The organism is Pontibacter chinhatensis, assembly GCF_900113285.1.
Classification (GTDB): domain Bacteria; phylum Bacteroidota; class Bacteroidia; order Cytophagales; family Hymenobacteraceae; genus Pontibacter; species Pontibacter chinhatensis.
Genome location: NZ_FOOT01000004.1, coordinates 321,104 through 342,290 on the forward strand (window position 1 = coordinate 321,104; position 21,187 = coordinate 342,290).

Here is a 21,187-nt window from a genome sequence, read left to right on the forward strand (position 1 = left end):
AGCTCTACTACCTCTTAACTATACTTCCTACTTCTCCTTTGGTACAATGATGAACACCTCCTCGTTGGGGCGCTTCATCAGGTACTTCTCACGGGCGAATTTCTCCAGCAGGGCCGGATTACCCATCAGCTCGCGACGGTCTTTCTCCACTTCGGCCATCTTTTCCAGGTAATGCTCCTTGTCACGCTCCAGGTCGCTTAGCTCCCGCCGCATTTGGTACTGTGTCACAAAGTCGTTGGAGTCGAAGAACAGCATCCACACCAAAAACAGAAATGAGGTAATAAAATAGAAGTTTCTGAAGATTTTAGGGACGCGCTGTATCATAGGTAAGAAGGTAGGGTATACTTACAAAAATAAGGCTGTGAGTTATATAACCCACAGCCTTACGAAATATATTTTCTCAAAGAGAGATTTTAGAATTTCTTGCCAGGATAGTATGCTATCTCGCCAAGCTCCTCCTCGATACGAAGCAGCTGGTTATACTTGGCCATACGGTCTGAACGGGAAGCCGAACCAGTTTTGATTTGGCCGGTGTTCAGAGCAACTGCCAGGTCAGCAATAGTGTTGTCCTCGGTCTCGCCTGAACGGTGGCTCATCACGCTCTTATAACCGTGGCGCATGCCCAAGTTAATAGCGTTGATGGTTTCGGTCAATGTACCAATCTGGTTCACCTTGATCAGGATAGAGTTTGCCACGCCTTGATCAATACCCTGCTGCAGACGCTCTACGTTTGTTACAAACAGGTCGTCGCCTACCAGCTGGCACTTGCTTCCTACCTTTTCGGTCAGTTCTTTCCAGCCTTTCCAGTCGTCCTCGGCCATACCGTCCTCAATAGAGATGATTGGGTATTTGTTAACCCACTCAGCCCAATAGCTTACCATGTCAGAAGAAGACAGCTTATCGCCTGTAGACTTCTTGAAGTGGTATTGGCCTGTAGAAGCATCGTAGAATTCAGAGCTGGCTGCATCCATGGCAATCATGAAGTCGTCGCCTGGCTTATAACCGGCAGCCTCGATAGCTTGTAGCACCACCTCAATGGCCTCTACGTTAGAGGCAATGTTAGGCGCAAAGCCGCCTTCGTCGCCTACGTTAGTAGAAAGGCCTTTTTTCTTCAGCACGTTCTTCAGGTGATGGAACACCTCAGAACCCATGCGAAGCGCCTCCGAGAAAGAAGGAGCACCCACTGGCATGATCATAAACTCCTGGAAGTCGATAGCGTTGTCGGCATGGCTACCGCCGTTCAGGATGTTCATCATCGGTACAGGCAGGGTATTGGCGTTCACGCCACCCACGTAACGGTAAAGCGGCAGGTTAAGCTCCTGTGCAGCGGCGCGCGCGATAGCCAGCGAAACACCAAGTATAGCATTAGCGCCCAGGTTTCCTTTGTTTGGTGTGCCGTCTAACTCGATCATGATCTTGTCGAGCAGGTTCTGGTCAAACACCGGGAAGCCTACAAGCTCTTCAGCTATCTTGTCGTTCACATTCTTCACGGCTTGCAGCACGCCTTTGCCCATGTACTTGGCTTTGTCTCCATCGCGAAGCTCCACAGCCTCATGAATACCGGTGGAGGCTCCGGAAGGCACGGCAGCACGGCCCATTATACCTGTTTCAGTCATTACATCCACCTCTACCGTGGGGTTGCCACGTGAGTCGAAGATCTGCCTGGCTTTAATGTCAGTGATTAAGCTCATTCGTTCTGTCTTTTTACAATAGTTATACTTTGTTTTTACTCTTCTCTAAAAGGGCCACAAACTCGTCAAACAAGTAGGTAGAGTCGTGCGGGCCTGGTGATGACTCCGGGTGATACTGTACGGAGAAAGCAGGCTTAGTTTTCATACGCATACCCTCTACGGTGTTGTCGTTTAGGTTAATGTGCGTAATCTCTACCTCCGGATGGCTTTTTAGCTGCTCCATATCCACCACAAAACCATGGTTCTGGCTTGTAATCTCGCTTCTTCCCGTCAGCAGGTTCTTCACCGGGTGGTTCAAGCCTCTATGGCCGTTATGCATCTTGTAAGTACCGATACCATTAGCCTGCGCCAGTAGCTGGTGCCCCATGCAAATGCCGAACATTGGCTTTTCTTTCTCCAGAATCTGCTTCACGCTGCTCACAGCTACCTGGGTAGCGGCAGGGTCGCCGGGGCCGTTGGAGATGAAGTACCCGTCCGGATTCCACTTCTCCATTTCCTCAAACGGGGTGTTGTAAGGGAATACTTTCACCTCACAGCCGCGCTGCATAAAGTTGTTGAGGCTATTGCGCTTCACGCCCAGGTCAAGTACAGCCACTCTATACTTTACATCTTCTGGCTTCAGCTCATATACTTCAGGCGTGCTCACTTTGGAGGACAATTCTAAGCCGGCCATGGATGGAACCTCAGCCAGGCGCTTGCGAAGCTCCTCGATGTCTGTAATCTCTGAAGACACGATGGCATTCATTGCCCCTTTGTCACGGATGTGGCGCACCAGCGCGCGCGTATCAATTTCGCAAATACCCACTACGCCAGCTTTCTCGAAGTACTCCTGTAGCGAGCTCTCAGCTGTTTTCCTGGAGAAGAAATGGGAAAAGTCTTTACAAACCAGTCCGCTGATCTGCACTTTGTCGGATTCTACCTCATTCGGTATAACTCCATAGTTGCCAACGTGCGAAACCGTGTTCACCACTAGTTGCCCATAGTATGATGGATCCGTAAAAATTTCCTGGTAACCAGTCATACCTGTGTTGAAACAAAGCTCTCCACCAGATGTACCGATCCGGCCGAGGCTTTTGCCTTTGAAAACGGTGCCATCTTCAAGTAATAGGATTGCTTCTGAGGAAGTATGTTTTTTCATTGCAAGAGATTTATTACAAACATAAAAAAGGGACACGACTAACGTCATGTCCCTTTAAAAATTATTTACATAAAGCGCTTATTTAGCATCTTTTGTATCTTCAGTTGCATCGTTAGACTCAGCAGCAGGAGTTTCAGGTGCCTCAGCGGCCGGTGCGGCCTCAGCTGCAGTTCCTTCAGCCTTCTTCTTACCGCCACGACGACGAGTCTTCTTGGCGCCAGCTGCTGCAGTACCAGTTGTAGTCAGCATATCCTCGTTGTAGTCTACCAGCTCGATTACACACATTTCTGCGTTGTCACCAAGTCTGTAGCCAGTCTTCAGGATTCTAGTATAACCACCTGGTCTGTTTGCAATTTTAACAGATACCTCATCAAAAAGTTCCTTTACAGACTCTTTGTTCTGAAGGTAGGCGAAAACCGTTCTTCTAGAGTGCGTAGTGTCGTTCTTTGACTTAGTCAGCAGGGGCTCCACATACTTACGAAGCGCTTTAGCTTTTGCTACTGTAGTAGAAACGCGCTTGTGCAGGATAAGGGATGATGCCAGGTTTGACAACATTGCCTTACGGTGTGAAGCTGTTCTTCCTAAGTGGTTAATTTTTTTACCGTGTCTCATTATTTTGAATTGTGCACGTGCATACCGTCGATCAACCTAAGCGGGATCGGGAATTATGCCGTAGGATTAATTAATTATTCTTCCTCTAATTTATACTTAGAAAGATCCATACCGAAAGTCAGACCTTTCTCCTGAACCAGGTTCTCCAGCTCTGTCAGAGACTTCTTACCAAAGTTTCTGAACTTCATCATATCCGCAATATCAAGCTGTACCAAATCACCAAGCGTTTTGATGTCTGCAGCTTTCAGGCAGTTGTAAGCACGGACTGAAAGGTCCATGTCCTGAAGTGGTGTCTTGAGAACTTTGCGCATGTGCAGCAGTTCTTCGTCTACCGCCTCCTCTTCTTCCGGCTTAGCCGTCTCAAACGTCATTGTGTTGTCTGAGAACAACATAAAGTGCTGGATTAGGATATTGGCGGCTCCCTTCAGAGCGTCTTCTGGATGTATAGAACCGTCTGTCTGTATGTCAAGAACTAGTTTCTCGTAGTCGGTCTTTTGCTCAACACGGGTGTTTTCAACACTATACTTAACGTTCTTGATAGGGGTGAAAATGGCATCGATGAAGATTTGTCCGAACACCTGATCAACTGGCTTATTCTCTTCAGCCGGTACGTAGCCACGTCCCTTCTGAATTGTCACTTCAAGCTCAAAGTTCACGCTTGGGTCCAGGTGGCAAATTACCAGCTCTGGATTAAGCACTTCGAAGCTAGAAGTAAACCTGTTTATATCTCCAGCCTTGAAAGTATCCTGACCACTGAAATTAACAGTGATTTTCTCATCTACCACTTCGCTCACTTTCTTTAAGCGAACCATTTTCAGGTTAAGGATAATATCAGATACGTCCTCAACCACTCCTTCAACAGACGAGAACTCATGCAGTACACCACCTATGCGAACGCTGGTTATAGCATATCCTTCCAAAGAAGAAAGAAGGATTCTTCGCAGAGCATTACCGATGGTTACCCCGTAACCTTTTTCAAGCGGCTTGAATTCAAATAAACCATGAAAGTCGTCGGCTTTTTCCATTACAACTTTCTCTGGCATTTGAAATGCTAATATTGACATACTTGCAGTGTTAAAGGTTATTAATTGATTATGCTGCTTACTTAGAGTAAAGCTCGACGATCAGCTGCTCCTGAATTTTCTCAGGAATCTGATCTCTTTGCGGAGTGGCAATGAATTTACCTGCCAATCCGTTAGCATCCCACTCTAACCAACCGAACTGACGTGCATTACGAACAGTCAGGCTTGAAGTAATAGCCTCAAGAGACTTAGACTTCTCACGTACAGACACAACATCACCAACCTTCAGGGTGTAAGAAGGGATATTCACAATCTCACCATTAACAAGGATGTGCTTGTGCAGAACCAGCTGACGGGCAGCTCTTCTGGTTGGGGCGATACCTAAGCGGTAAATTGTATTGTCTAATCTAGATTCAAGCAGCGCCAGGAGGTTTTCACCCGCAACGCCACCTTTTCTTTGTGCTTTATCAAACAGATTAGCAAACTGCTTTTCTAAAACACCATAGATATATTTCGCTTTTTGCTTCTCAGCAAGCTGAATTGCGTATTCAGACTGCTTCTTGCGGCGACCACGGCCATGCTGCCCTGGAGGGTAGCTTTTTTTCTTAAGTGCTTTACTTGGACCGAAGATCTCCTCGTTGAAACGTCTTGAGATTTTACTTTTAGGACCTGTATATCTTGCCATTACTTAATTATCTCTGTTAAGGAATTAAACTCTTCTGCGTTTTGGAGGACGGCATCCGTTATGAGGCAACGGCGTAACATCTTTGATGATGGTTACTTCGATACCCGTGTTTTGAACTGTACGGATGGCAGACTCTCTACCTGCACCTGGGCCTTTCACAAAAACTTCTGCTTTGCGCATACCAAGGTCATAAGCAACCTTTGCGCAGTCAGCAGCTGCCATTTGTGCAGCATAAGGAGTGTTCTTCTTGGACCCCTTAAAGCCCATCTTACCTGCAGAAGCCCAAGAGATAACTTGTCCTGCGTTATTGGTTACTGATATAATAATATTGTTGAAAGAAGCTTTGATGTGTACTTGGCCAGTAGCTTCAACAACTACAACACGCTTTTTAGCTTTATCTTTTCTTTTCTGAGCCATGATCTAGTGATTATTTAGATGCCTTCTTCTTGCCAGCAACTGTCTTACGCTTACCTTTTCTTGTACGGGAGTTGTTTTTCGTTCTCTGTCCGCGTACTGGCAGACCTTTACGATGTCTCAATCCACGGTAGCAACCAATGTCAAGAAGACGCTTAATGTGCAGTTGAACTTCGGATCTTAATACACCCTCCGTTTTAACTTCTGCAGCAATAACATTTCTAATTTCACCGGCCTCGTCCTCAGTCCAGTCTTTTACTTTTTTGTCAAGATCCACCCCGGCCTTTGTTAAGATTTGTTTGGAAAGGCTGCGACCGATACCGAAAATATAGGTCAGCGCGATCTCTCCTCTCTTGTTATCCGGAATATCTACTCCTGCTAATCTAGCCATAAAAATTAATTAACCTTGTCTTTGTTTATATCTTGGATTTTTCTTGTTGATCACATAAAGCTTCCCCTTGCGGCGGATAACTTTACATTCAGCACTTCTCTTTTTTACTGATGCTTTGACTTTCATTGGATTTATTTATATCGGTAAACAATTCTGCCTTTAGTAAGATCGTAAGGAGACATTTCGAGCTTTACTTTGTCACCAGGTAAAATCTTAATATAGTTCATGCGCATCTTACCTGAAATATGTGCGATAACCTGGTGTCCGTTTTCAAGTTCAACTCTGAACATTGCATTAGACAAGGCCTCTACAATAGTACCGTCTTGCTCTATGGATGACTGTTTTGCCATTTATGATCTTTTGATAGCCTCTTCTATATAATCAAATGTTGTTAATATCTCAGCTTTGTCCTTGCGCACCACAATAGTATGCTCGAAATGCGCTGAGGGTTTATTGTCTTTTGTGCGAATGGTCCATCCATCATCCTCCTGCACAATATGCCTGCTACCCAGATTTACCATAGGTTCAACGGCTATAACCAAACCATTCTGAAGTTTTACTCCTTGCCCTCTTCTACCATAGTTTGGCACCTCAGGTGCTTCATGCAGGTTTCGGCCAATACCATGTCCAACCAATTCACGAACTACAGTAAAACCGTTTTTTTCAGCATATTCCTGAACCGCAAAGCTTACATCACCAAGCCGGTTACCTGCTACAGCCTTTTCAAGAGCTAAATACAAAGACTCCTTTGTAACAGCTAAAAGCTTGTGCACTTCAGGCGAAACTTCACCTACAGCATGTGTGTATGCACAATCACTATGGAAACCATTCTTGTAAACTCCACAGTCAACAGAAATTATGTCTCCTTCGTTCAGAGTATAGTTACTAGGCATACCGTGCACAACCACAGAGTTGACAGAGATGCACAAGCTATAAGGGAAACCATTGTAATTCTTGAAAGAAGGTTTCCCCCCATTATCGCGAATAAACTCTTCAGCAACTTTGTCCAGCTGAAGAGTTGTAATACCGGGTTTTATAAGACGAGCAATTTCGCCATGTGCTTTGCTAAGAATCAAAGCACTCTGGCGAATTAGCTCAATATCTTCTTCAGTTTTGTATAAAATCATGGATTAAGAAACCATGGCAATATTCTCTGTTCTGCCTCTTAACTTACCTGATTTCATCATGCCATCGTAATGGCGCATCAGTAAGTAGCTTTCAACTTGCTTAAGAGTATCTAGTACTACACCAACCATGATTAGCAAAGAGGTTCCTCCAAAAAACTGAGAGAACTCCCTAGTTACACCAAATAGCATGGCGATAGCAGGGAATATAGCCACAAGTGCAAGGTAAATTGCCCCTGGTAAAGTTATCTTAGTTAAGATAGCATCAATATACTCAGAGGTAGCGCGTCCTGGTTTTACACCAGGGATAAAACCACCACTGCGCTTCAAATCGTCTGCTATCTGATTTGGGTTAACACTGATTGCAGTATAAAAGTATGTAAAAACAAGTATCAACAGACCAAATACGAGGTTATACTGCCAGGAAGTAAAGTCAGAAAATGTTGCACCAATGTAGTTCGCTGTCTCGCTGGTATCTGCCCAAATAGAGGCAAGCATGGATGGCAGGAACATCAAGGACTGTGCAAAGATAATTGGCATAACACCTGCCGCGTTTACCTTCAGAGGTATAAACTGTCGCTGACCACTATAAAGGGAACTAGCACCTACCTGCTTGGCATACTGTACAGGGATCCTTCTCACTGCTTGCGTCAGCATAACAACCGACATCACCACCAAGAACAATACAACAAGCTCAAAGATGAATAGAAGAGCTCCGTCTAGTTGCTTGGAAGTGGCTTCGAAGAGAATGGCACCTGGAAAACGGCTGATAATACCAATCATAATCAGCATTGAAATACCGTTTCCAATACCTTTGTCTGTAATCTTTTCACCAAGCCACATACAGAATACGGTTCCTGATGTAAGCACAATCATGGAGGTAATCGTGAACAAAGTTTGATTGATCACAATAGCCTCAGCATTGATCGTCGCTACAAACCCAACAGCCTGAGCAAGCGTAATCACAATAGTCAGAACGCGAGTGATCTGGTTGATTTTCTTTCTACCAGACTCACCCTCCTTCTGCATCTTTTGGAAATATGGAACGGCAATGGTTAAAAGTTGCAGTACGATAGAAGCCGATATGTAAGGCATGATACCCAGTGCAAAGATGGACGCATTGCTAAACGCACCACCTAAGAACGTATCCAGCAAACCGAAAATACCCTCAGTATTTGACTGCAGCTGACTAGGTTCAACGCCTGGTAAAACAACAAAAGAACCAAGTCTGAAAATTGCTATAAAGAAAAGAGTGTTGAAGATTCTAACCCTCAAGTCCTCAATAGCGAAAATGTTCTTTAACGTTGTTATAAACTTCTTCATACTTTCTACTGATTAAAGAGCAACTGTTTTACCGCCTGCGTTTTCTATTGATGATGTAGCAGTTACAGAGAAAGCATGAGCGTGTACTTCTACAGCCTTGTTCAACTCACCTCTGCCCAAAACCTTTACTTTATCATTCTTCTGAACCAAACCATGTGTTCTGAAGAAATCAAAATTAATTACTGTTTCGTTTGTAGACTCTGCCAGAGCCTGAATAACATCAAGGTTGATAGCTTTATACTCAACACGGTTGATGTTCTTAAAGCCATACTTAGGAACTCGTCTCTGAAGGGGCATCTGGCCACCTTCGAAACCAGCCTTCTGCGAATAGCCAGAGCGTGATTTTGCTCCTTTGTGTCCACGGGTAGAAGTACCACCTCTACCTGAACCAGGACCTCTACCTATTCTTTTTCTGGCTTTAACAGAACCTTCTGCAGGTTTTAAAGAATGTAAGTACATGATTATTGTTCTTTAACTTCTACCAAATTGTGGACTTTTCTTACCATACCAGCAATCTGAGGAGTATACTCAACAGATACTGATTTATTTATCTTACCCAGACCCAAAGCCTTGATTGTCAGCTTCTGGTTATTCGGTCTGTCGATAATGCTTTTAACCTGAGTTATAGTTACTTTAGCCATCTCGTTTATCCGTTGAATACTTTCTGTAAGTTAACTCCCCTTTGCTGAGCTACCGCCAAAGGATCTCTCATCTTAGAAAGCGCGTCAAAAGTAGCCTTAACAACGTTGTGTGGGTTAGAAGACCCTTTAGACTTGCAAAGAACGTCTTTAATGCCAGCACTCTCCAAAACGGCACGCATTGCACCACCGGCAATTACACCTGTACCTGCAGCCGCTGGTTTAACTAGTACAAAACCGCCGGAGAATTTACCTTCTTGAGCATGTGGCACAGTATTGTGATACAAAGGAACCTTCATCAGGTTTTTCTTAGCATCATCAATACCTTTAGCAATCGCGTCAGTAACTTCGTTAGCTTTGCCCAGGCCATAGCCCACAACGCCGTTTCCGTCACCTACTACCACGATAGCGGCGAAGCTAAATCTTCTACCACCTTTTACAACCTTGGCTACACGATTAATGGCAACTACTCTCTCTTTAAGCTCAATTTCGCTTGCCTTTACGCTACGTATATTATTCTTCAACATAATTTTTAGAATTTAAGGCCAGCTTCACGAGCGCCTTCTGCCAATGATTTTACTTTACCGTGATAAAGGTAACCGTTACGGTCGAATACCACCTGAGAAATACCTTTAGCAAGTGCTTGCTCAGCGATAGTAGCTCCTACTTTTCCTGCGGCTTCAACATTAGCTTTTGCATCATCAAATTTAACTGAAGAGGCAGCTGCCAGTGTCACACCAGTAGTATCATCAACTAATTGTGCATAGATAGCTTTGTTGCTACGAAACACAGTCAGTCTTGGCCTTTCAGCGGTACCAGAAATTTTATTTCTGATACCTCTCTTAATTCTTAGTCTTCTGCTTATCTTATTAGTAGACATGATGATGATTATTTAGATGCTGTCTTACCAGCTTTTCTTCTAACAACTTCTCCAACAAAGCGGATACCTTTACCTTTGTAAGGCTCAACTTTACGCAGAGACCTAATCTTAGCAGCAACCTGACCAAGAAGTTGCTTGTCGTTTGACTCCAGCGTTACAATCGGGTTTTTACCTTTCTCCGTAACAGCGGTAGCAGTTACTTCCTCTGGCAAACTCAAAAATATGTTGTGAGAGTAACCTAAAGAAAGCTCTAAAACTTTACCTTGAACAGTAGCTTTAAAACCCACACCAACAAGCTCTAGCTGCTCCTTATAACCTTGGCTAACACCAACAACCATATTGTTGATGAGCGATCTGTAAAGACCGTGCATTGCTTTATGACGCTTCTGCTCGGTTGGACGCTCAATAACAATAGTATTGTCGTCTTGCTTTACAAGGATGTCTTTATCAACAGCTGTAGAAAGCTCACCTTTAGGGCCTTTTACAGTAACAACATTATTATCACCGATGGTAACTTGTGTGTTGTTAGGCAGGGTGATTGGCAATTTTCCTATACGTGACATTGTCTATCCTCCTATTAATATACATAACATAACACCTCGCCACCTACGTTCAGTGACTTAGCCTCTTTATCTGTCATTACACCCTTAGATGTAGACAAAATGGCTACTCCAAGTCCGTTCAATACTCTTGGCATTGTTTCAGTGCCAGTGTATTTGCGCAGCCCTGGCTTACTTACCCTTTCCAGTTTCACAATAGCAGACTGCTTAGTGTTAGGGTTATATTTCAGAGCTATCTTAATCGTTCCTTGCACGCCAGAGTCATCAAATTTATAACTTTGGATATACCCTTTGTCGTACAATACTTTAGTGATCTCTTGTTTAATCTTGCTAGATGGTATCTCAACTATTCTGTGGTTAGCCTTGATGGCGTTACGCACCCTAGTTAAATAATCTGCTATTGGATCTGTGTTCATTATGAATGAATATAATAATGAATGCTTTATCTAAGCGAGGGGCAAAGATAATAATATCTTTTGAAAGATTCTTGCAGGGAATCCTAAAAAATTACCAGCTCGCTTTTGTTACACCAGGAATTTTACCAGCTGACGCTAACTCTCTGAAAGTAACACGAGAAATACCAAACTTTCTCATATACCCTCTTGGTCTTCCGGTTAGCTTGCAACGGTTATGAAGTCTAACAGGAGAGGCGTTACGAGGCAGTTTATCAAGTGCCTCGTAATCACCCTTAGCCTTTAACTCGGCTCTTTTTGCAGCATATTTAGCTACAAGTTTTTCTCTTTTAAGCTCTCTCGCTTTTACTGATTCTCTTGCCATGGTTATTTCTTGATATTGGCGAATGGCATACCGAATGCTTTAAGCAGCTCGTAGCTCTCTTCGTCAGTTTTAGCCGTTGTAACAAAAGTGATATCCATACCTGAAATAGCTTTGATCTTGTCAATGCTTATTTCTGGGAAGATGATCTGCTCCTTAACACCCATAGTGTAGTTTCCGCGGCCATCGAACCCTTTGTCACTAATCCCTCTAAAGTCACGTACACGTGGAAGTGCAATAGTTACGAGGCGATCAAGGAACTCATACATTCTCTCACCACGCAGAGTAACGCGGGCACCAATTGGCATTCCCTCACGAAGCTTGAAGTTTGAAACAGACTTCTTCGCGATTGTTGGAACAGCCTTTTGACCAGATATGATAGAAAGCTCTTCTACCCCAATATCAACCAGCTTCTTATCGGCTACAGCAGCACCAATACCTTTACTAATAGAGATCTTGGTGATCTTTGGCACCTGCATCACGTTCTTGTACTGGAACTTCTCTTTCAAGGCAGGCACTACCTCGTTATAATATTTCTCTTTTAATCTTGCAGTTGCCATGTTAGATTACCTCTCCTGTCTTTTTAGAATAACGCTCTGTTTTACCTTCGCTGTTTTTTCTCCTAGCAGTCTTAGTAGTTTCACCAGTCTTAGGGTCAACTACCATCACGTTGCTGGCATGAATAGGAGCTTCTACTTTCTTGATACCGCCTTGAGGATTTTGGGCGCTAGGCTTCTGGTGTTTTGTCACCAGGTTAAGGCCCTCAATCGTCACTTTCTGCTTATCTGTATCAACAGCTATGATGCGGCCTGATTTACCGCGCTCGTCACCGGCTATAACTTTTACTGTATCGCCAGTCTTTACATGAAGTTTTTTCTTATTCATTTTAATCTGAATTTGTAGTTATAGAACTTCAGGAGCTAACGAAACAATTTTCATGAATTGCTTTTCACGAAGTTCACGGGCTACCGGTCCGAAGATACGCGTACCGCGTGGTTCGTTGTTGGCATTCAGAAGAACAGCTGCATTATCGTCGAAACGAATGTACGAGCCGTCTTTTCTTCTAATCTCTTTCTTAGTTCTTACAATAACTGCTTTTGTAACAGTTCCTTTTTTAACGTTGCCAGAAGAAAGGGCAGACTTCACTGTAACAACAATTCTATCGCCAACAGAGGCATACTTCTTGCCAGTACCGCCTAACACACGGATGCAAAGTACTTCTTTTGCACCGCTGTTATCAGCCACATTTAGTCTAGATTCCTGCTGTATCATCTTACTTAGCCCTTTCTATAATTTCTACTAAACGCCATTTTTTGTTCTTGCTGAGCGGACGGGTCTCCTGAATACGCACTGTATCACCGATATTGCATTCATTCTTTTCGTCGTGAGCCATGAACTTGGTAGACTTGCTAACAAACTTACCGTACATAGGGTGCTTCATTTTGCTTTCCACCAGTACAGTAATAGACTTGTCCATTTTATTGCTAACAACCTTGCCGCTTCTTTCTTTTCTTAGGTTTCTCTCCATGATCTTGAATCAATATTAAGAGTTAGCTTCTATTTCACGACGACGAACCTCAGTGCTCAGTCTGGCAATTAGTCGCTTCGTCTCGCGGATCTTCATTGGGTTCTCCAGTGGAGATATAGCATGTGCAAAACGCATGTTTTGCAAGTTAGCCTTCTCAGTGTTAAGCCTCTCTTGCAGTTCCTCTGCAGACAAAGCCGTTATCTCTGAATTTTTCATTTTATTTCTCAACGTAATCTCTACGTACTACAAACTTTGTTTTTACTGGTAGTTTCTGAGCTGCAAGTCTCAATGACTCTTTTGCTACTTCCAGAGGCACACCATCTGATTCAAACATGATAGTGCCGGGCTTAACTACTGCTACCCAATATTCAGGAGAACCTTTACCCTTACCCATACGCACCTCAGCAGGCTTCTTCGTAACAGGCTTATCAGGGAAGATGCGGATCCAAACTTGGCCTTCACGTTTCATAGCTCTTGTCATAGCGATACGCGCAGCTTCAATTTGGCGTGAGGTGATCCAAGTTGACTCAAGTGATTTGATGGCAAAAGAACCAAACGCAATAGAACTGCCTCTATGAGCAAGCCCTTTCACGCGGCCTTTATGCATTTTTCTATATTTAGTCCTTCTAGGCTGTAACATTTTCTAAAACTTATAATGTTAACACTTAATTATTGACGACGCTTGCGCTTAGGAGCACCTTCGCCCTTCTTGTTGCGACGCTCACCGCCACCGCGTCTGTCACCAGAGGCTGCACCAGGTCCTTTAGTTTCAAGGCCAGCATTCGGAGTAAGGTCTTTCTTTCCGTAAACCTCACCTCTAAAAATCCAAACCTTAATACCTAGTTTGCCATACACTGTCTGTGCTTCTGAAAGTGCATAATCGATATCTGCACGCAAAGTATGAAGTGGAGTTCTTCCTTCTTTGTAGTGCTCAGTTCTAGCCATTTCAGCACCGCCTAAACGACCAGAAACCTGTACTTTTATACCTTCAGCACCTACACGTAGTGCAGAAGCAATAGCTTGCTTCATGGCACGACGGAAAGAGATACGGGCCTGCAACTGCTGAGCGATAGACTCGCCTACTAGTTTTGCATCAAGCTCTGGACGCTTAATCTCAAAGATATTGATTTGGATATCTTTGTTCGTAAGCTTCTTAAGCTCCTCCTTAATTTTATCTACTTCCTGTCCGCCTTTACCAATTACAACACCTGGTCTTGCCGTGTTGATTGTAATGGTAATACGCTTAAGTGTTCTTTCAATTATAATTTTAGAAATACCGCCTTTAGGAATTCGGGCAAGTATATATTTTCTAATTTTCTCGTCCTCGATCAGCTTCTCAGCGAAATCTTTGCCGCCATACCAGTTAGAATCCCAACCTTTGATAACACCTAGTCGAAAACCTATCGGATTAACTTTCTGTCCCATAATTCTTACTTGTTGGCTTTTTTAGATTTCTTAGACTGTTGCTCTAGCTGCTCCTCTGTCATGCTATCGATAACCAGTGTCACGTGATTAGAACGCTTACGAATTCTGTAACCACGTCCTTGAGGAGCAGGACGAAGACGCTTCAGCATTTTACCTTCATCAACAAAGATAGTCTTGATGTAAAGGTTTGCTTCTTCGATGCGAGCATCCTCATTTTTCTGCTGCCAGTTTGCTAAGGCTGAAAGAACAAGCTTCTCAACTTTGGCTGCACCAGCATTGGATTCGAACTTCAGAATACCAAGGGCTCTTGATACACTCTTTCCGCGTACCAGGTCCGCTACCATTCTCATCTTGCGAGGAGAGGTAGGAACATTTCTAAGTTTTGCTACTGCTTCCATTATTAACGCTTGCCTTTATCTTTCTTAGCAATGTGACCTCTAAAGTTTCTAGTTGGAGCGAATTCACCTAGTTTATGACCAACCATGTTCTCAGTTACATATACCGGGATGAACTTATTTCCATTATGAACTGCAAAAGTATGACCTACAAAATCAGGAGAAATCATAGATCGACGAGACCAGGTTTTGATAACAGACTTTTTGCCTGCCTCGTTCATTACAGTTACTTTCTTCTCGAGCCTAAAGTCAATATAAGGCCCTTTTTTTAATGATCTAGCCATTTACTATTTCTTCTTACCTCTATTAACTATAAGCTTTTCAGAATATTTATTCTTGTTTCTCGTCTTAAGGCCTTTAGCATACAAGCCTTTGCGTGAACGTGGGTGACCGCCGGAAGACTTACCTTCACCACCGCCCATTGGGTGATCTACAGGGTTCATAGCAACACCACGTACGCGAGGACGCTTACCTAACCATCTGTTACGGCCGGCTTTGCCAAGTCTCACGTTCATGTGCTCAGCGTTGGATACCGTACCTACAGTAGCTGCACAGTTAACAAGCACCATTCTCAGTTCACCAGAAGGAAGCTTGATAGTTGCATAACGTCCTTCACGGGCAACTAACTGTGCATAAGAACCTGCACTCCTTGCTAGTGTAGCACCAGCGCCTGGCTGCAGCTCAATATTGTGAATGATAGTACCTAGAGGAATTTCAGATAAAGGCAGGCAGTTTCCTACTTCCGGAGCTATACCAGGGCCTGAGTTAACTACAGTACCAACCTGTAGACCTGCAGGAGCAATGATATAAGCTTTCTCACCGTCAGCATACTGAAGAAGGGCAATACGAGCTGTCCTGTTTGGATCATACTCAATTGTCTTCACTGTAGCAGGAACACCATGCTTAGTACGCTTGAAGTCAACCAACCTGTACTTTCTCTTATGACCACCGCCTAAATAGCGCATAGTCATTTTTCCAGAATTGTTACGTCCACCAGATTTTGTAAGGGGTGCCAACAAAGATTTCTCAGGAGTAGATGAAGTGATTTCATCAAAAGCCGGGGCTACTCTGAATCTTTGACCTGGTGTTATCGGTCTTAACTTTTTTAAAGCCATTTTAACTTAATTATATGCCGCTATAAAAGTCTATTACTTCGCCCTCTTTCAGGGTTACAACTGCTTTCTTGATGAGAGAAGTACGGCCTGTTACAGCACCTGATTTGGTGTACTTTGTCTTCTTCTTTCCGATGGAGCGCATCGTAGACACTTTATCTACAGTCACACCATACATCTTCTCTACTGCCTTCTTGATCTCAACTTTATTGGCATTTCTCTCTACCTCAAAAGCATATTTACCAACCTCGTTCAAGGCAGCGTACTTTTCAGTAATAATTGGTCTTTTCAGAACGTTCATTATTTCGCGCTTAGGAGGTTTTCTAATTCATTTACTGATTGCTCAACAAGAAGGAGTTTTTCTGTGTTCAGCAGGTCATAAGTGTTTACATCTTTCACAGTAGACACTTTTACCTTTGGCAGGTTTCTTCCTGACAGAACGATGTTCTTGTCCACTGCTGGAAGCACCACCAGTGTTTTACCTGTTGACTGTAAGTTGTTCAGTATACCTCTGAACTCCTTCGCCTTAGGCGCCTCCATTGTAAAGGATTCCACTAGCGCCACACGGTTGTCGCGGGCCAGCAGCGAAAGAGCAGAAAGACGAGCAACACGCTTAAGCTTCTTGTTCAGCTTAAAGCTGTAGTTTCTTGGCTTTGGTCCGAATACACGGCCTCCACCTACAAACACTGGAGACTTCAAGCTACCTGCGCGGGCACCACCTGTACCTTTCTGCTTCTTGATTTTTTTAGTAGAGCCTGCAACCTCGTTACGCTCCTTTGACTTGTGCGTACCTTGTCTTTGGTTGGCCAGGTACTGCTTCACGTCAAGATACATGGCATGCTCATTTGGCTCAAGACCAAATATAGCATCAGAAAGAGTTACCTTTCTGCCTGTATCCTCACCTTTGATATTTAATACAGAGAGCTCCATTTTATTTCTCAATTAACACATAAGAATTTCTGGCACCAGGAACAGAGCCACTAACAACAATAAGGTTTTTCTCAGCCAGAACACGCAGTACAGTCAGGTTCTGAACCTTTACTCTTTTACCGCCCATTCTACCGGCCATTCGCATACCTTTGAATACTCTTGAAGGCCAAGAGCAGGCACCGATTGAACCAGGGTGTCTCGCCCTGTTGTGCTGACCGTGCGTCTGTCCTCCCACACCGGCAAAGTTGTGACGCTTCACTACGCCCTGGAAACCTTTACCCTTTGATGTGCCAACTACATCCACGAACTCACCTTCATCGAAAAGCGATGCATCTACAACATCACCCAAGTTGAAGGAAGCACCTTCCACATCAAACTCAGCTACTTTCTTCTTTGGAGCTGTGTTAGCTTTCTGATAATGTCCAGCTTCCGCTTTCGTCACTCTCTTCAGCTTTTTGTCGCCGTAGCCAAGCTGCACTGCAGCATAACCATCGTTCTCAACCGTCTTCACCTGAGTAACTACACACGGTCCTGCTTGAATAAGCGTCACTGGTGTGTATTTACCATCTGCTGTGAAGAGGCTTGTCATTCCGATTTTTTTACCGATAATTCCAGGCATTCAACTTTTTTTTAGAGATGGATACAATAATTCATTCTCCCCTATTTTTGCTAAGGGAGTGCAAAGTTAATAATTTTTTAAGCTTCTTTTCAAACTTTCTCTAAAATATTTATTCTCAAGCAGGTATAAAAAAAGAGGAGAACCGAGATTCTCCTCTTTTTATGTCAGTCTGTTGTTATCAAACTTTGATTTCAACATCAACACCACTTGGAAGCTCAAGCTTCATCAGCGCATCTACAGTTTTAGAGCTAGTGGAGTAGATATCTACCAGTCTCTTGTAAGTGCAAAGCTGAAACTGCTCACGCGATTTCTTGTTCACGTGTGGTGAGCGAAGTACTGTAAATTTATCCTTCTCAGTTGGAAGCGGAATTGGACCGCTTACGATGGCACCTGTAGCTTTTACAGCCTTTACAATTTTCTCAGAAGACTTATCTACCAAGTTGTGATCGTAAGACTTCAGTTTTATTCTTATTTTCTGATTCATTTCTATACTAATTATTTAGCTGCTGTTCCTTTTACTTTAGCAACGATAGCGTCCGCCAGGTTCTGAGGTACTTGCTCATAATGTGAGAAAGTAAGAGAGGCTGTAGCTCTACCTGAAGTGATTGTACGCAGGTCTGTTACATATCCAAACAGTTCGGATAATGGAACATCCGCTTTCACTACAGTTGCAGTGCCTTTTGTATCCATACCTTTCATGATACCTCTTCTTCTGTTCAAGTCACCTGTTACCGGACCTGTATATTCGTCAGGCGTAACAACGTCAACTGCCATGATTGGCTCAAGAAGTTTAGGAGCACACTGCTTGCCAGCTTCCTTGAATCCTTGACGGGCAGCTAATTCAAATGATAATGAATCGGAGTCAACATCGTGGAATGAACCGTGGAACAGACGCACCTTCATGGAGTCGATAGGGAAGCCTGCCAGGATACCGTTCTTCATAGCTTCTTCGAAACCTTTCTGAACAGCTGGAATGAATTCTTTTGGAATCACACCACCTACGATAGCATTCACGAACTCAAGGCCCTGCTTGCCATCCTCACGTGGTCCCATTTCGAATACGATGTCAGCGAACTTACCACGACCACCAGACTGCTTCTTAAATACCTCACGGTGCTCAACACTTTTCGTGATAGTCTCTTTGTAAGCAACCTGTGGAGCACCCTGGTTCAGCTCAACCTTGAATTCGCGCTTCATGCGGTCGATGATGATCTCCAGGTGAAGCTCACCCATACCACGAAGAATAGTCTGACCTGTTTCTTCGTCTGTATTAACCTGCAGCGTTGGGTCCTCCTCGATCAGTTTGGCAATTGCCATACCCATCTTATCAGCGTCAGCCTGTGATTTTGGCTCAATCGCATAGCCAATTACTGGCTCAGGGAACTCCATAGACTCAAGAACGATTTTTGCACTCTGGTCGCACAATGTGTCACCAGTCTTGATGTCTTTAAAGCCTACTACTGCTCCGATGTCACCAGCTTCCAGTCTCTCAATCTGGTTTTGCTTGTTGGCGTGCATCTGGAAAATACGGGAGATACGCTCCTTGTTGTTAGAACGCGTATTGAAAACGTATGAACCAGACTCAAGTACACCTGAGTAAGCTCTTACGAAGCACAGACGTCCTACATAAGGGTCTGTTGCAATCTTAAAGGCCAGACCCGCAAAAGGCTCATCTACACTTGGCTTGCGAGAAATTTCCTGATCTGTATCTGGGTTGATACCTTTGATGTTATCTCTATCCAAAGGTGAAGGAATCAATGCCATTACGTAGTCAAGCATTGTCTGCACACCTTTGTTTTTGAAGGAAGAACCGCAAAGCATTGGCACGATAGCCATGTCAATAGTAGCAGCGCGAAGAGCAGCCAGAATTTCATCTTCAGTGATGGAATTCGGATCCTCAAAGTACTTCTCCATCAGCGTTTCATCGTACTCTGCTACGGCTTCCAGAAGTTTCTCTCTGTATTCAGCAGCTTCCTCAACCATGTCATCTGGAATCGGAACTTCAGTAAAGGTCATGCCTTTATCGCTTTCATTCCAGATAATACCACGGTTATTTACCAGATCCACAACACCTCTGAAGTTATCCTCAGAACCAATTGGCAGCTGAAGCGCTACGGCATTGCTTCCCAGCATTTCTTTCACCTGCTTGCACACCCCTAAAAAGTCTGCACCGGAGCGGTCCATTTTGTTAACGAAACCGATACGTGCTACTTTATAGTTGTCAGCAAGGCGCCAGTTTGTTTCTGACTGAGGCTCCACACCATCCACTGCAGAGAAAAGAAACACAAGGCCATCCAGCACACGTAGAGAGCGGTTTACCTCTACGGTAAAGTCCACGTGACCTGGGGTGTCGATGATGTTGATGTGGTAGTTATTTCCTCTGTATGGCCAGTTTACTGTAACAGCAGCTGAAGTAATGGTGATACCACGCTCCTGCTCCTGCTCCATCCAGTCGGTTGTAGCGGAACCTTCGTGAGTCTCCCCTAACTTATGAGACTTACCTGTATAGTAAAGTATACGCTCTGTCGTCGTTGTTTTACCAGCGTCGATGTGCGCGGCAATACCAATGTTTCTTGTGTATTTTAGATCTCTTGCCATTGATTAGAATCTAAAGTGTGAGAATGCTTTGTTTGCTTCCGCCATTCTGTGCGTATCGTCTTTCTTCTTAACGGCAGCACCTTCACCCTTAGCAGCTGCGATGATCTCGCCTGCTAATCTGTCCTTCATTGTTTTCTCACCTCTTTTACGAGCGTATGATATCATCCATTTGATACCAAGAGATACTCTGCGGTCCGGACGAACCTCAGTCGGCACTTGGAAAGTAGCACCCCCTACCCTACGGCTCTTCACCTCAACACTTGGCATGATGTTATTCAATGCTTTCTTCCAGGTTTCGAGACCGTTTTCTTTAGTTCTTTGCTCTACTAGGTCTACAGCGTCATAGAAGATGCCATAAGCAACACTTTTCTTTCCGTCTACCATCAGGTAGTTCACGAAACGTGTTACTAATGTTTCTTTGTATTTAGGATCGGGAAGGAGAATTCTACTTTTCGGCTTTGCTTTTCTCATTGTATTATAACTCTAGGGATTATTTCTTTTTACCTTTACCCGCAGCTGCAGCAGCTTGTCCTGGCTTAGGTCTCTTGGCACCATACTTAGAGCGTGACTGCAGACGTCCGTTTACGCCAGCTGTGTCGAGTGCTCCACGTACAATGTGATAACGAACACCTGGAAGGTCTTTTACTCTACCACCTCTGATCAGCACGATAGAGTGCTCCTGCAGGTTGTGGCCTTCTCCCGGGATGTAGGCGTTAACTTCTTTACCGTTTGTCAGTCTTACCCTGGCAACCTTACGCATGGCAGAGTTAGGCTTCTTTGGCGTAGTAGTATATACTCTAGTACATACTCCACGACGCTGTGGGCATGAATCTAAGGCTGGAGACTTTGACTTGTACGTCAACTTTTCTCTGCCCTTTCTTACTAATTGCTGTATAGTAGGCATTTACTAGCTGTTATTTATAGATTTTCCAATTTAAATTTTGGTCTGCAAAGGTATAAAAATCACTTTGCAATATCAAAATTTTAATTCATTAATTCTCTGCATCTTAGGCCTCCCCCACTGTTCCTCCAAAGTTCATCGGGAAAGAAGGGGCTTCCTGTGATTGCTTTATTTCGCCAAAGCTCGCTTCAAATTTTTTTATATTATCCCCCAAAGCAGCCAATAATCTTTTGGCATGCTCTGGGGTAATAATAACTCTTGATTTGACTTTTGCTTTTGGCAGGCCAGGCATCAACCTTATAAAATCTATCACAAACTCGCTGCTGGAATGGGCTATCATAGCAAGATTGGCATACTCGCCTTCAGCTACCTCTTCCGTTAGCTCAATGTTTATTTGATTCTGTTTTTGCAACTGCTCTGCCATGGC

Annotated in this window: 37 protein-coding genes; all 37 read right to left on the minus strand. The window is 43.9% G+C overall.

The window, feature by feature from the left end; genetic code table 11:
* Window positions 1-27 precede the first annotated feature (27 nt).
* The 37 genes from BM040_RS13400 to BM040_RS13580 all read right to left on the minus strand — a co-directional run bounded on the left by BM040_RS13400 (window position 28) and on the right by BM040_RS13580 (window position 21,184).
* Window positions 28-324: an FtsB family cell division protein gene (locus tag BM040_RS13400; protein WP_092102263.1), complete on the minus strand. Its 297-nt coding sequence runs from the start codon at window positions 322-324 to the stop codon at window positions 28-30.
* A gap of 89 nt (window positions 325-413) precedes the next feature.
* Window positions 414-1,691, minus strand: coding sequence for a phosphopyruvate hydratase (gene eno / locus BM040_RS13405; RefSeq protein WP_092102267.1), 1,278 nt, complete (start codon window positions 1,689-1,691; stop codon window positions 414-416).
* Between the two features lie 22 nt (window positions 1,692-1,713).
* On the minus strand, window positions 1,714-2,829 hold the full coding sequence (carA, locus tag BM040_RS13410) for a glutamine-hydrolyzing carbamoyl-phosphate synthase small subunit (RefSeq protein ID WP_092102270.1): 1,116 nt from the start codon (window positions 2,827-2,829) through the stop codon (window positions 1,714-1,716).
* A gap of 78 nt (window positions 2,830-2,907) precedes the next feature.
* Entirely contained in the window at window positions 2,908-3,441 is a 534-nt protein-coding gene (rplQ, locus tag BM040_RS13415; RefSeq protein ID WP_092102274.1) for a 50S ribosomal protein L17, read from the minus strand.
* Between the two features lie 74 nt (window positions 3,442-3,515).
* Window positions 3,516-4,505: a DNA-directed RNA polymerase subunit alpha gene (locus BM040_RS13420; protein WP_092102277.1), complete on the minus strand. Its 990-nt coding sequence runs from the start codon at window positions 4,503-4,505 to the stop codon at window positions 3,516-3,518.
* A gap of 37 nt (window positions 4,506-4,542) precedes the next feature.
* On the minus strand, window positions 4,543-5,148 hold the full coding sequence (rpsD, locus tag BM040_RS13425) for a 30S ribosomal protein S4 (RefSeq protein ID WP_092102280.1): 606 nt from the start codon (window positions 5,146-5,148) through the stop codon (window positions 4,543-4,545).
* Window positions 5,149-5,172: 24 nt separating this feature from the next.
* On the minus strand, window positions 5,173-5,565 hold the full coding sequence (rpsK, locus tag BM040_RS13430) for a 30S ribosomal protein S11 (RefSeq protein ID WP_092102283.1): 393 nt from the start codon (window positions 5,563-5,565) through the stop codon (window positions 5,173-5,175).
* A gap of 10 nt (window positions 5,566-5,575) precedes the next feature.
* Entirely contained in the window at window positions 5,576-5,953 is a 378-nt protein-coding gene (gene rpsM / locus BM040_RS13435; protein WP_092102286.1) for a 30S ribosomal protein S13, read from the minus strand.
* A gap of 9 nt (window positions 5,954-5,962) precedes the next feature.
* Window positions 5,963-6,079 (minus strand): 50S ribosomal protein L36, encoded by a 117-nt coding sequence (rpmJ, locus tag BM040_RS13440; protein ID WP_007654264.1) that lies wholly within the window; start codon window positions 6,077-6,079, stop codon window positions 5,963-5,965.
* 5 nt (window positions 6,080-6,084) lie between these two features.
* Complete coding sequence (gene infA, locus BM040_RS13445; RefSeq protein WP_092102289.1) at window positions 6,085-6,303, minus strand: translation initiation factor IF-1; 219 nt, start codon at window positions 6,301-6,303, stop codon at window positions 6,085-6,087.
* A complete protein-coding gene (gene map / locus BM040_RS13450; RefSeq protein ID WP_092102292.1) occupies window positions 6,304-7,080 on the minus strand; it encodes a type I methionyl aminopeptidase in 777 nt (258 codons plus the stop codon).
* Window positions 7,081-7,083: 3 nt separating this feature from the next.
* Window positions 7,084-8,400 (minus strand): preprotein translocase subunit SecY, encoded by a 1,317-nt coding sequence (gene secY, locus BM040_RS13455; protein WP_092102295.1) that lies wholly within the window; start codon window positions 8,398-8,400, stop codon window positions 7,084-7,086.
* A 12-nt stretch (window positions 8,401-8,412) separates the two neighbouring features.
* The gene (gene rplO / locus BM040_RS13460; RefSeq protein WP_092102298.1) at window positions 8,413-8,859 is read right to left on the minus strand and encodes a 50S ribosomal protein L15; all 447 of its coding nucleotides are present in this window, start codon (window positions 8,857-8,859) and stop codon (window positions 8,413-8,415) included.
* Window positions 8,860-8,861: 2 nt separating this feature from the next.
* On the minus strand, window positions 8,862-9,041 hold the full coding sequence (gene rpmD, locus BM040_RS13465; RefSeq protein ID WP_092102301.1) for a 50S ribosomal protein L30: 180 nt from the start codon (window positions 9,039-9,041) through the stop codon (window positions 8,862-8,864).
* 5 nt (window positions 9,042-9,046) lie between these two features.
* Window positions 9,047-9,565: a 30S ribosomal protein S5 gene (rpsE, locus tag BM040_RS13470; RefSeq protein WP_092102304.1), complete on the minus strand. Its 519-nt coding sequence runs from the start codon at window positions 9,563-9,565 to the stop codon at window positions 9,047-9,049.
* 5 nt (window positions 9,566-9,570) lie between these two features.
* On the minus strand, window positions 9,571-9,918 hold the full coding sequence (gene rplR / locus BM040_RS13475) for a 50S ribosomal protein L18 (RefSeq protein WP_092102309.1): 348 nt from the start codon (window positions 9,916-9,918) through the stop codon (window positions 9,571-9,573).
* An 8-nt stretch (window positions 9,919-9,926) separates the two neighbouring features.
* Window positions 9,927-10,481: a 50S ribosomal protein L6 gene (gene rplF / locus BM040_RS13480; RefSeq protein ID WP_092102312.1), complete on the minus strand. Its 555-nt coding sequence runs from the start codon at window positions 10,479-10,481 to the stop codon at window positions 9,927-9,929.
* Between the two features lie 14 nt (window positions 10,482-10,495).
* On the minus strand, window positions 10,496-10,894 hold the full coding sequence (gene rpsH, locus BM040_RS13485; RefSeq protein ID WP_092102315.1) for a 30S ribosomal protein S8: 399 nt from the start codon (window positions 10,892-10,894) through the stop codon (window positions 10,496-10,498).
* A gap of 91 nt (window positions 10,895-10,985) precedes the next feature.
* Window positions 10,986-11,255: a 30S ribosomal protein S14 gene (rpsN, locus tag BM040_RS13490; RefSeq protein ID WP_092102319.1), complete on the minus strand. Its 270-nt coding sequence runs from the start codon at window positions 11,253-11,255 to the stop codon at window positions 10,986-10,988.
* Between the two features lie 2 nt (window positions 11,256-11,257).
* A complete protein-coding gene (rplE, locus tag BM040_RS13495; RefSeq protein ID WP_092102324.1) occupies window positions 11,258-11,812 on the minus strand; it encodes a 50S ribosomal protein L5 in 555 nt (184 codons plus the stop codon).
* A gap of 1 nt (window position 11,813) precedes the next feature.
* On the minus strand, window positions 11,814-12,137 hold the full coding sequence (rplX, locus tag BM040_RS13500; protein ID WP_092102327.1) for a 50S ribosomal protein L24: 324 nt from the start codon (window positions 12,135-12,137) through the stop codon (window positions 11,814-11,816).
* 18 nt (window positions 12,138-12,155) lie between these two features.
* Window positions 12,156-12,524, minus strand: a complete 369-nt coding sequence (gene rplN / locus BM040_RS13505; protein ID WP_092102330.1) for a 50S ribosomal protein L14 — start codon at window positions 12,522-12,524, stop codon at window positions 12,156-12,158.
* Window position 12,525: 1 nt separating this feature from the next.
* Entirely contained in the window at window positions 12,526-12,780 is a 255-nt protein-coding gene (gene rpsQ / locus BM040_RS13510) for a 30S ribosomal protein S17 (RefSeq protein ID WP_092102333.1), read from the minus strand.
* 15 nt (window positions 12,781-12,795) lie between these two features.
* Window positions 12,796-12,996, minus strand: a complete 201-nt coding sequence (gene rpmC, locus BM040_RS13515) for a 50S ribosomal protein L29 (protein WP_092102336.1) — start codon at window positions 12,994-12,996, stop codon at window positions 12,796-12,798.
* 1 nt (window position 12,997) lies between these two features.
* Window positions 12,998-13,420, minus strand: coding sequence for a 50S ribosomal protein L16 (gene rplP, locus BM040_RS13520; RefSeq protein WP_092102339.1), 423 nt, complete (start codon window positions 13,418-13,420; stop codon window positions 12,998-13,000).
* A 29-nt stretch (window positions 13,421-13,449) separates the two neighbouring features.
* The gene (gene rpsC / locus BM040_RS13525; RefSeq protein WP_092102342.1) at window positions 13,450-14,205 is read right to left on the minus strand and encodes a 30S ribosomal protein S3; all 756 of its coding nucleotides are present in this window, start codon (window positions 14,203-14,205) and stop codon (window positions 13,450-13,452) included.
* A gap of 5 nt (window positions 14,206-14,210) precedes the next feature.
* Window positions 14,211-14,603 carry a 50S ribosomal protein L22 gene (rplV, locus tag BM040_RS13530; RefSeq protein ID WP_092102345.1) on the minus strand — a complete coding sequence of 131 codons (393 nt, stop codon included), beginning with the start codon at window positions 14,601-14,603 and terminating at the stop codon, window positions 14,211-14,213.
* A gap of 2 nt (window positions 14,604-14,605) precedes the next feature.
* Complete coding sequence (gene rpsS / locus BM040_RS13535) at window positions 14,606-14,884, minus strand: 30S ribosomal protein S19 (RefSeq protein WP_025609055.1); 279 nt, start codon at window positions 14,882-14,884, stop codon at window positions 14,606-14,608.
* A gap of 3 nt (window positions 14,885-14,887) precedes the next feature.
* Window positions 14,888-15,715 carry a 50S ribosomal protein L2 gene (gene rplB, locus BM040_RS13540; RefSeq protein WP_092102348.1) on the minus strand — a complete coding sequence of 276 codons (828 nt, stop codon included), beginning with the start codon at window positions 15,713-15,715 and terminating at the stop codon, window positions 14,888-14,890.
* Between the two features lie 10 nt (window positions 15,716-15,725).
* Window positions 15,726-16,013 (minus strand): 50S ribosomal protein L23, encoded by a 288-nt coding sequence (gene rplW, locus BM040_RS13545; RefSeq protein WP_092102351.1) that lies wholly within the window; start codon window positions 16,011-16,013, stop codon window positions 15,726-15,728.
* Window positions 16,013-16,642 carry a 50S ribosomal protein L4 gene (gene rplD / locus BM040_RS13550; protein WP_092102354.1) on the minus strand — a complete coding sequence of 210 codons (630 nt, stop codon included), beginning with the start codon at window positions 16,640-16,642 and terminating at the stop codon, window positions 16,013-16,015. Before rplD ends, rplW begins: the two co-directional genes overlap by 1 nt.
* A gap of 1 nt (window position 16,643) precedes the next feature.
* Window positions 16,644-17,261 (minus strand): 50S ribosomal protein L3, encoded by a 618-nt coding sequence (gene rplC, locus BM040_RS13555; protein WP_092102357.1) that lies wholly within the window; start codon window positions 17,259-17,261, stop codon window positions 16,644-16,646.
* 178 nt (window positions 17,262-17,439) lie between these two features.
* Entirely contained in the window at window positions 17,440-17,745 is a 306-nt protein-coding gene (gene rpsJ, locus BM040_RS13560; RefSeq protein WP_007654312.1) for a 30S ribosomal protein S10, read from the minus strand.
* Window positions 17,746-17,756: 11 nt separating this feature from the next.
* Window positions 17,757-19,859 (minus strand): elongation factor G, encoded by a 2,103-nt coding sequence (fusA, locus tag BM040_RS13565; protein WP_092102360.1) that lies wholly within the window; start codon window positions 19,857-19,859, stop codon window positions 17,757-17,759.
* Window positions 19,860-19,862: 3 nt separating this feature from the next.
* A complete protein-coding gene (gene rpsG / locus BM040_RS13570; RefSeq protein WP_092102363.1) occupies window positions 19,863-20,330 on the minus strand; it encodes a 30S ribosomal protein S7 in 468 nt (155 codons plus the stop codon).
* 19 nt (window positions 20,331-20,349) lie between these two features.
* Window positions 20,350-20,763 carry a 30S ribosomal protein S12 gene (gene rpsL / locus BM040_RS13575; RefSeq protein WP_092102366.1) on the minus strand — a complete coding sequence of 138 codons (414 nt, stop codon included), beginning with the start codon at window positions 20,761-20,763 and terminating at the stop codon, window positions 20,350-20,352.
* Window positions 20,764-20,866: 103 nt separating this feature from the next.
* Complete coding sequence (locus tag BM040_RS13580) at window positions 20,867-21,184, minus strand: DUF3467 domain-containing protein (protein ID WP_092102369.1); 318 nt, start codon at window positions 21,182-21,184, stop codon at window positions 20,867-20,869.
* Window positions 21,185-21,187 lie beyond the last annotated feature (3 nt).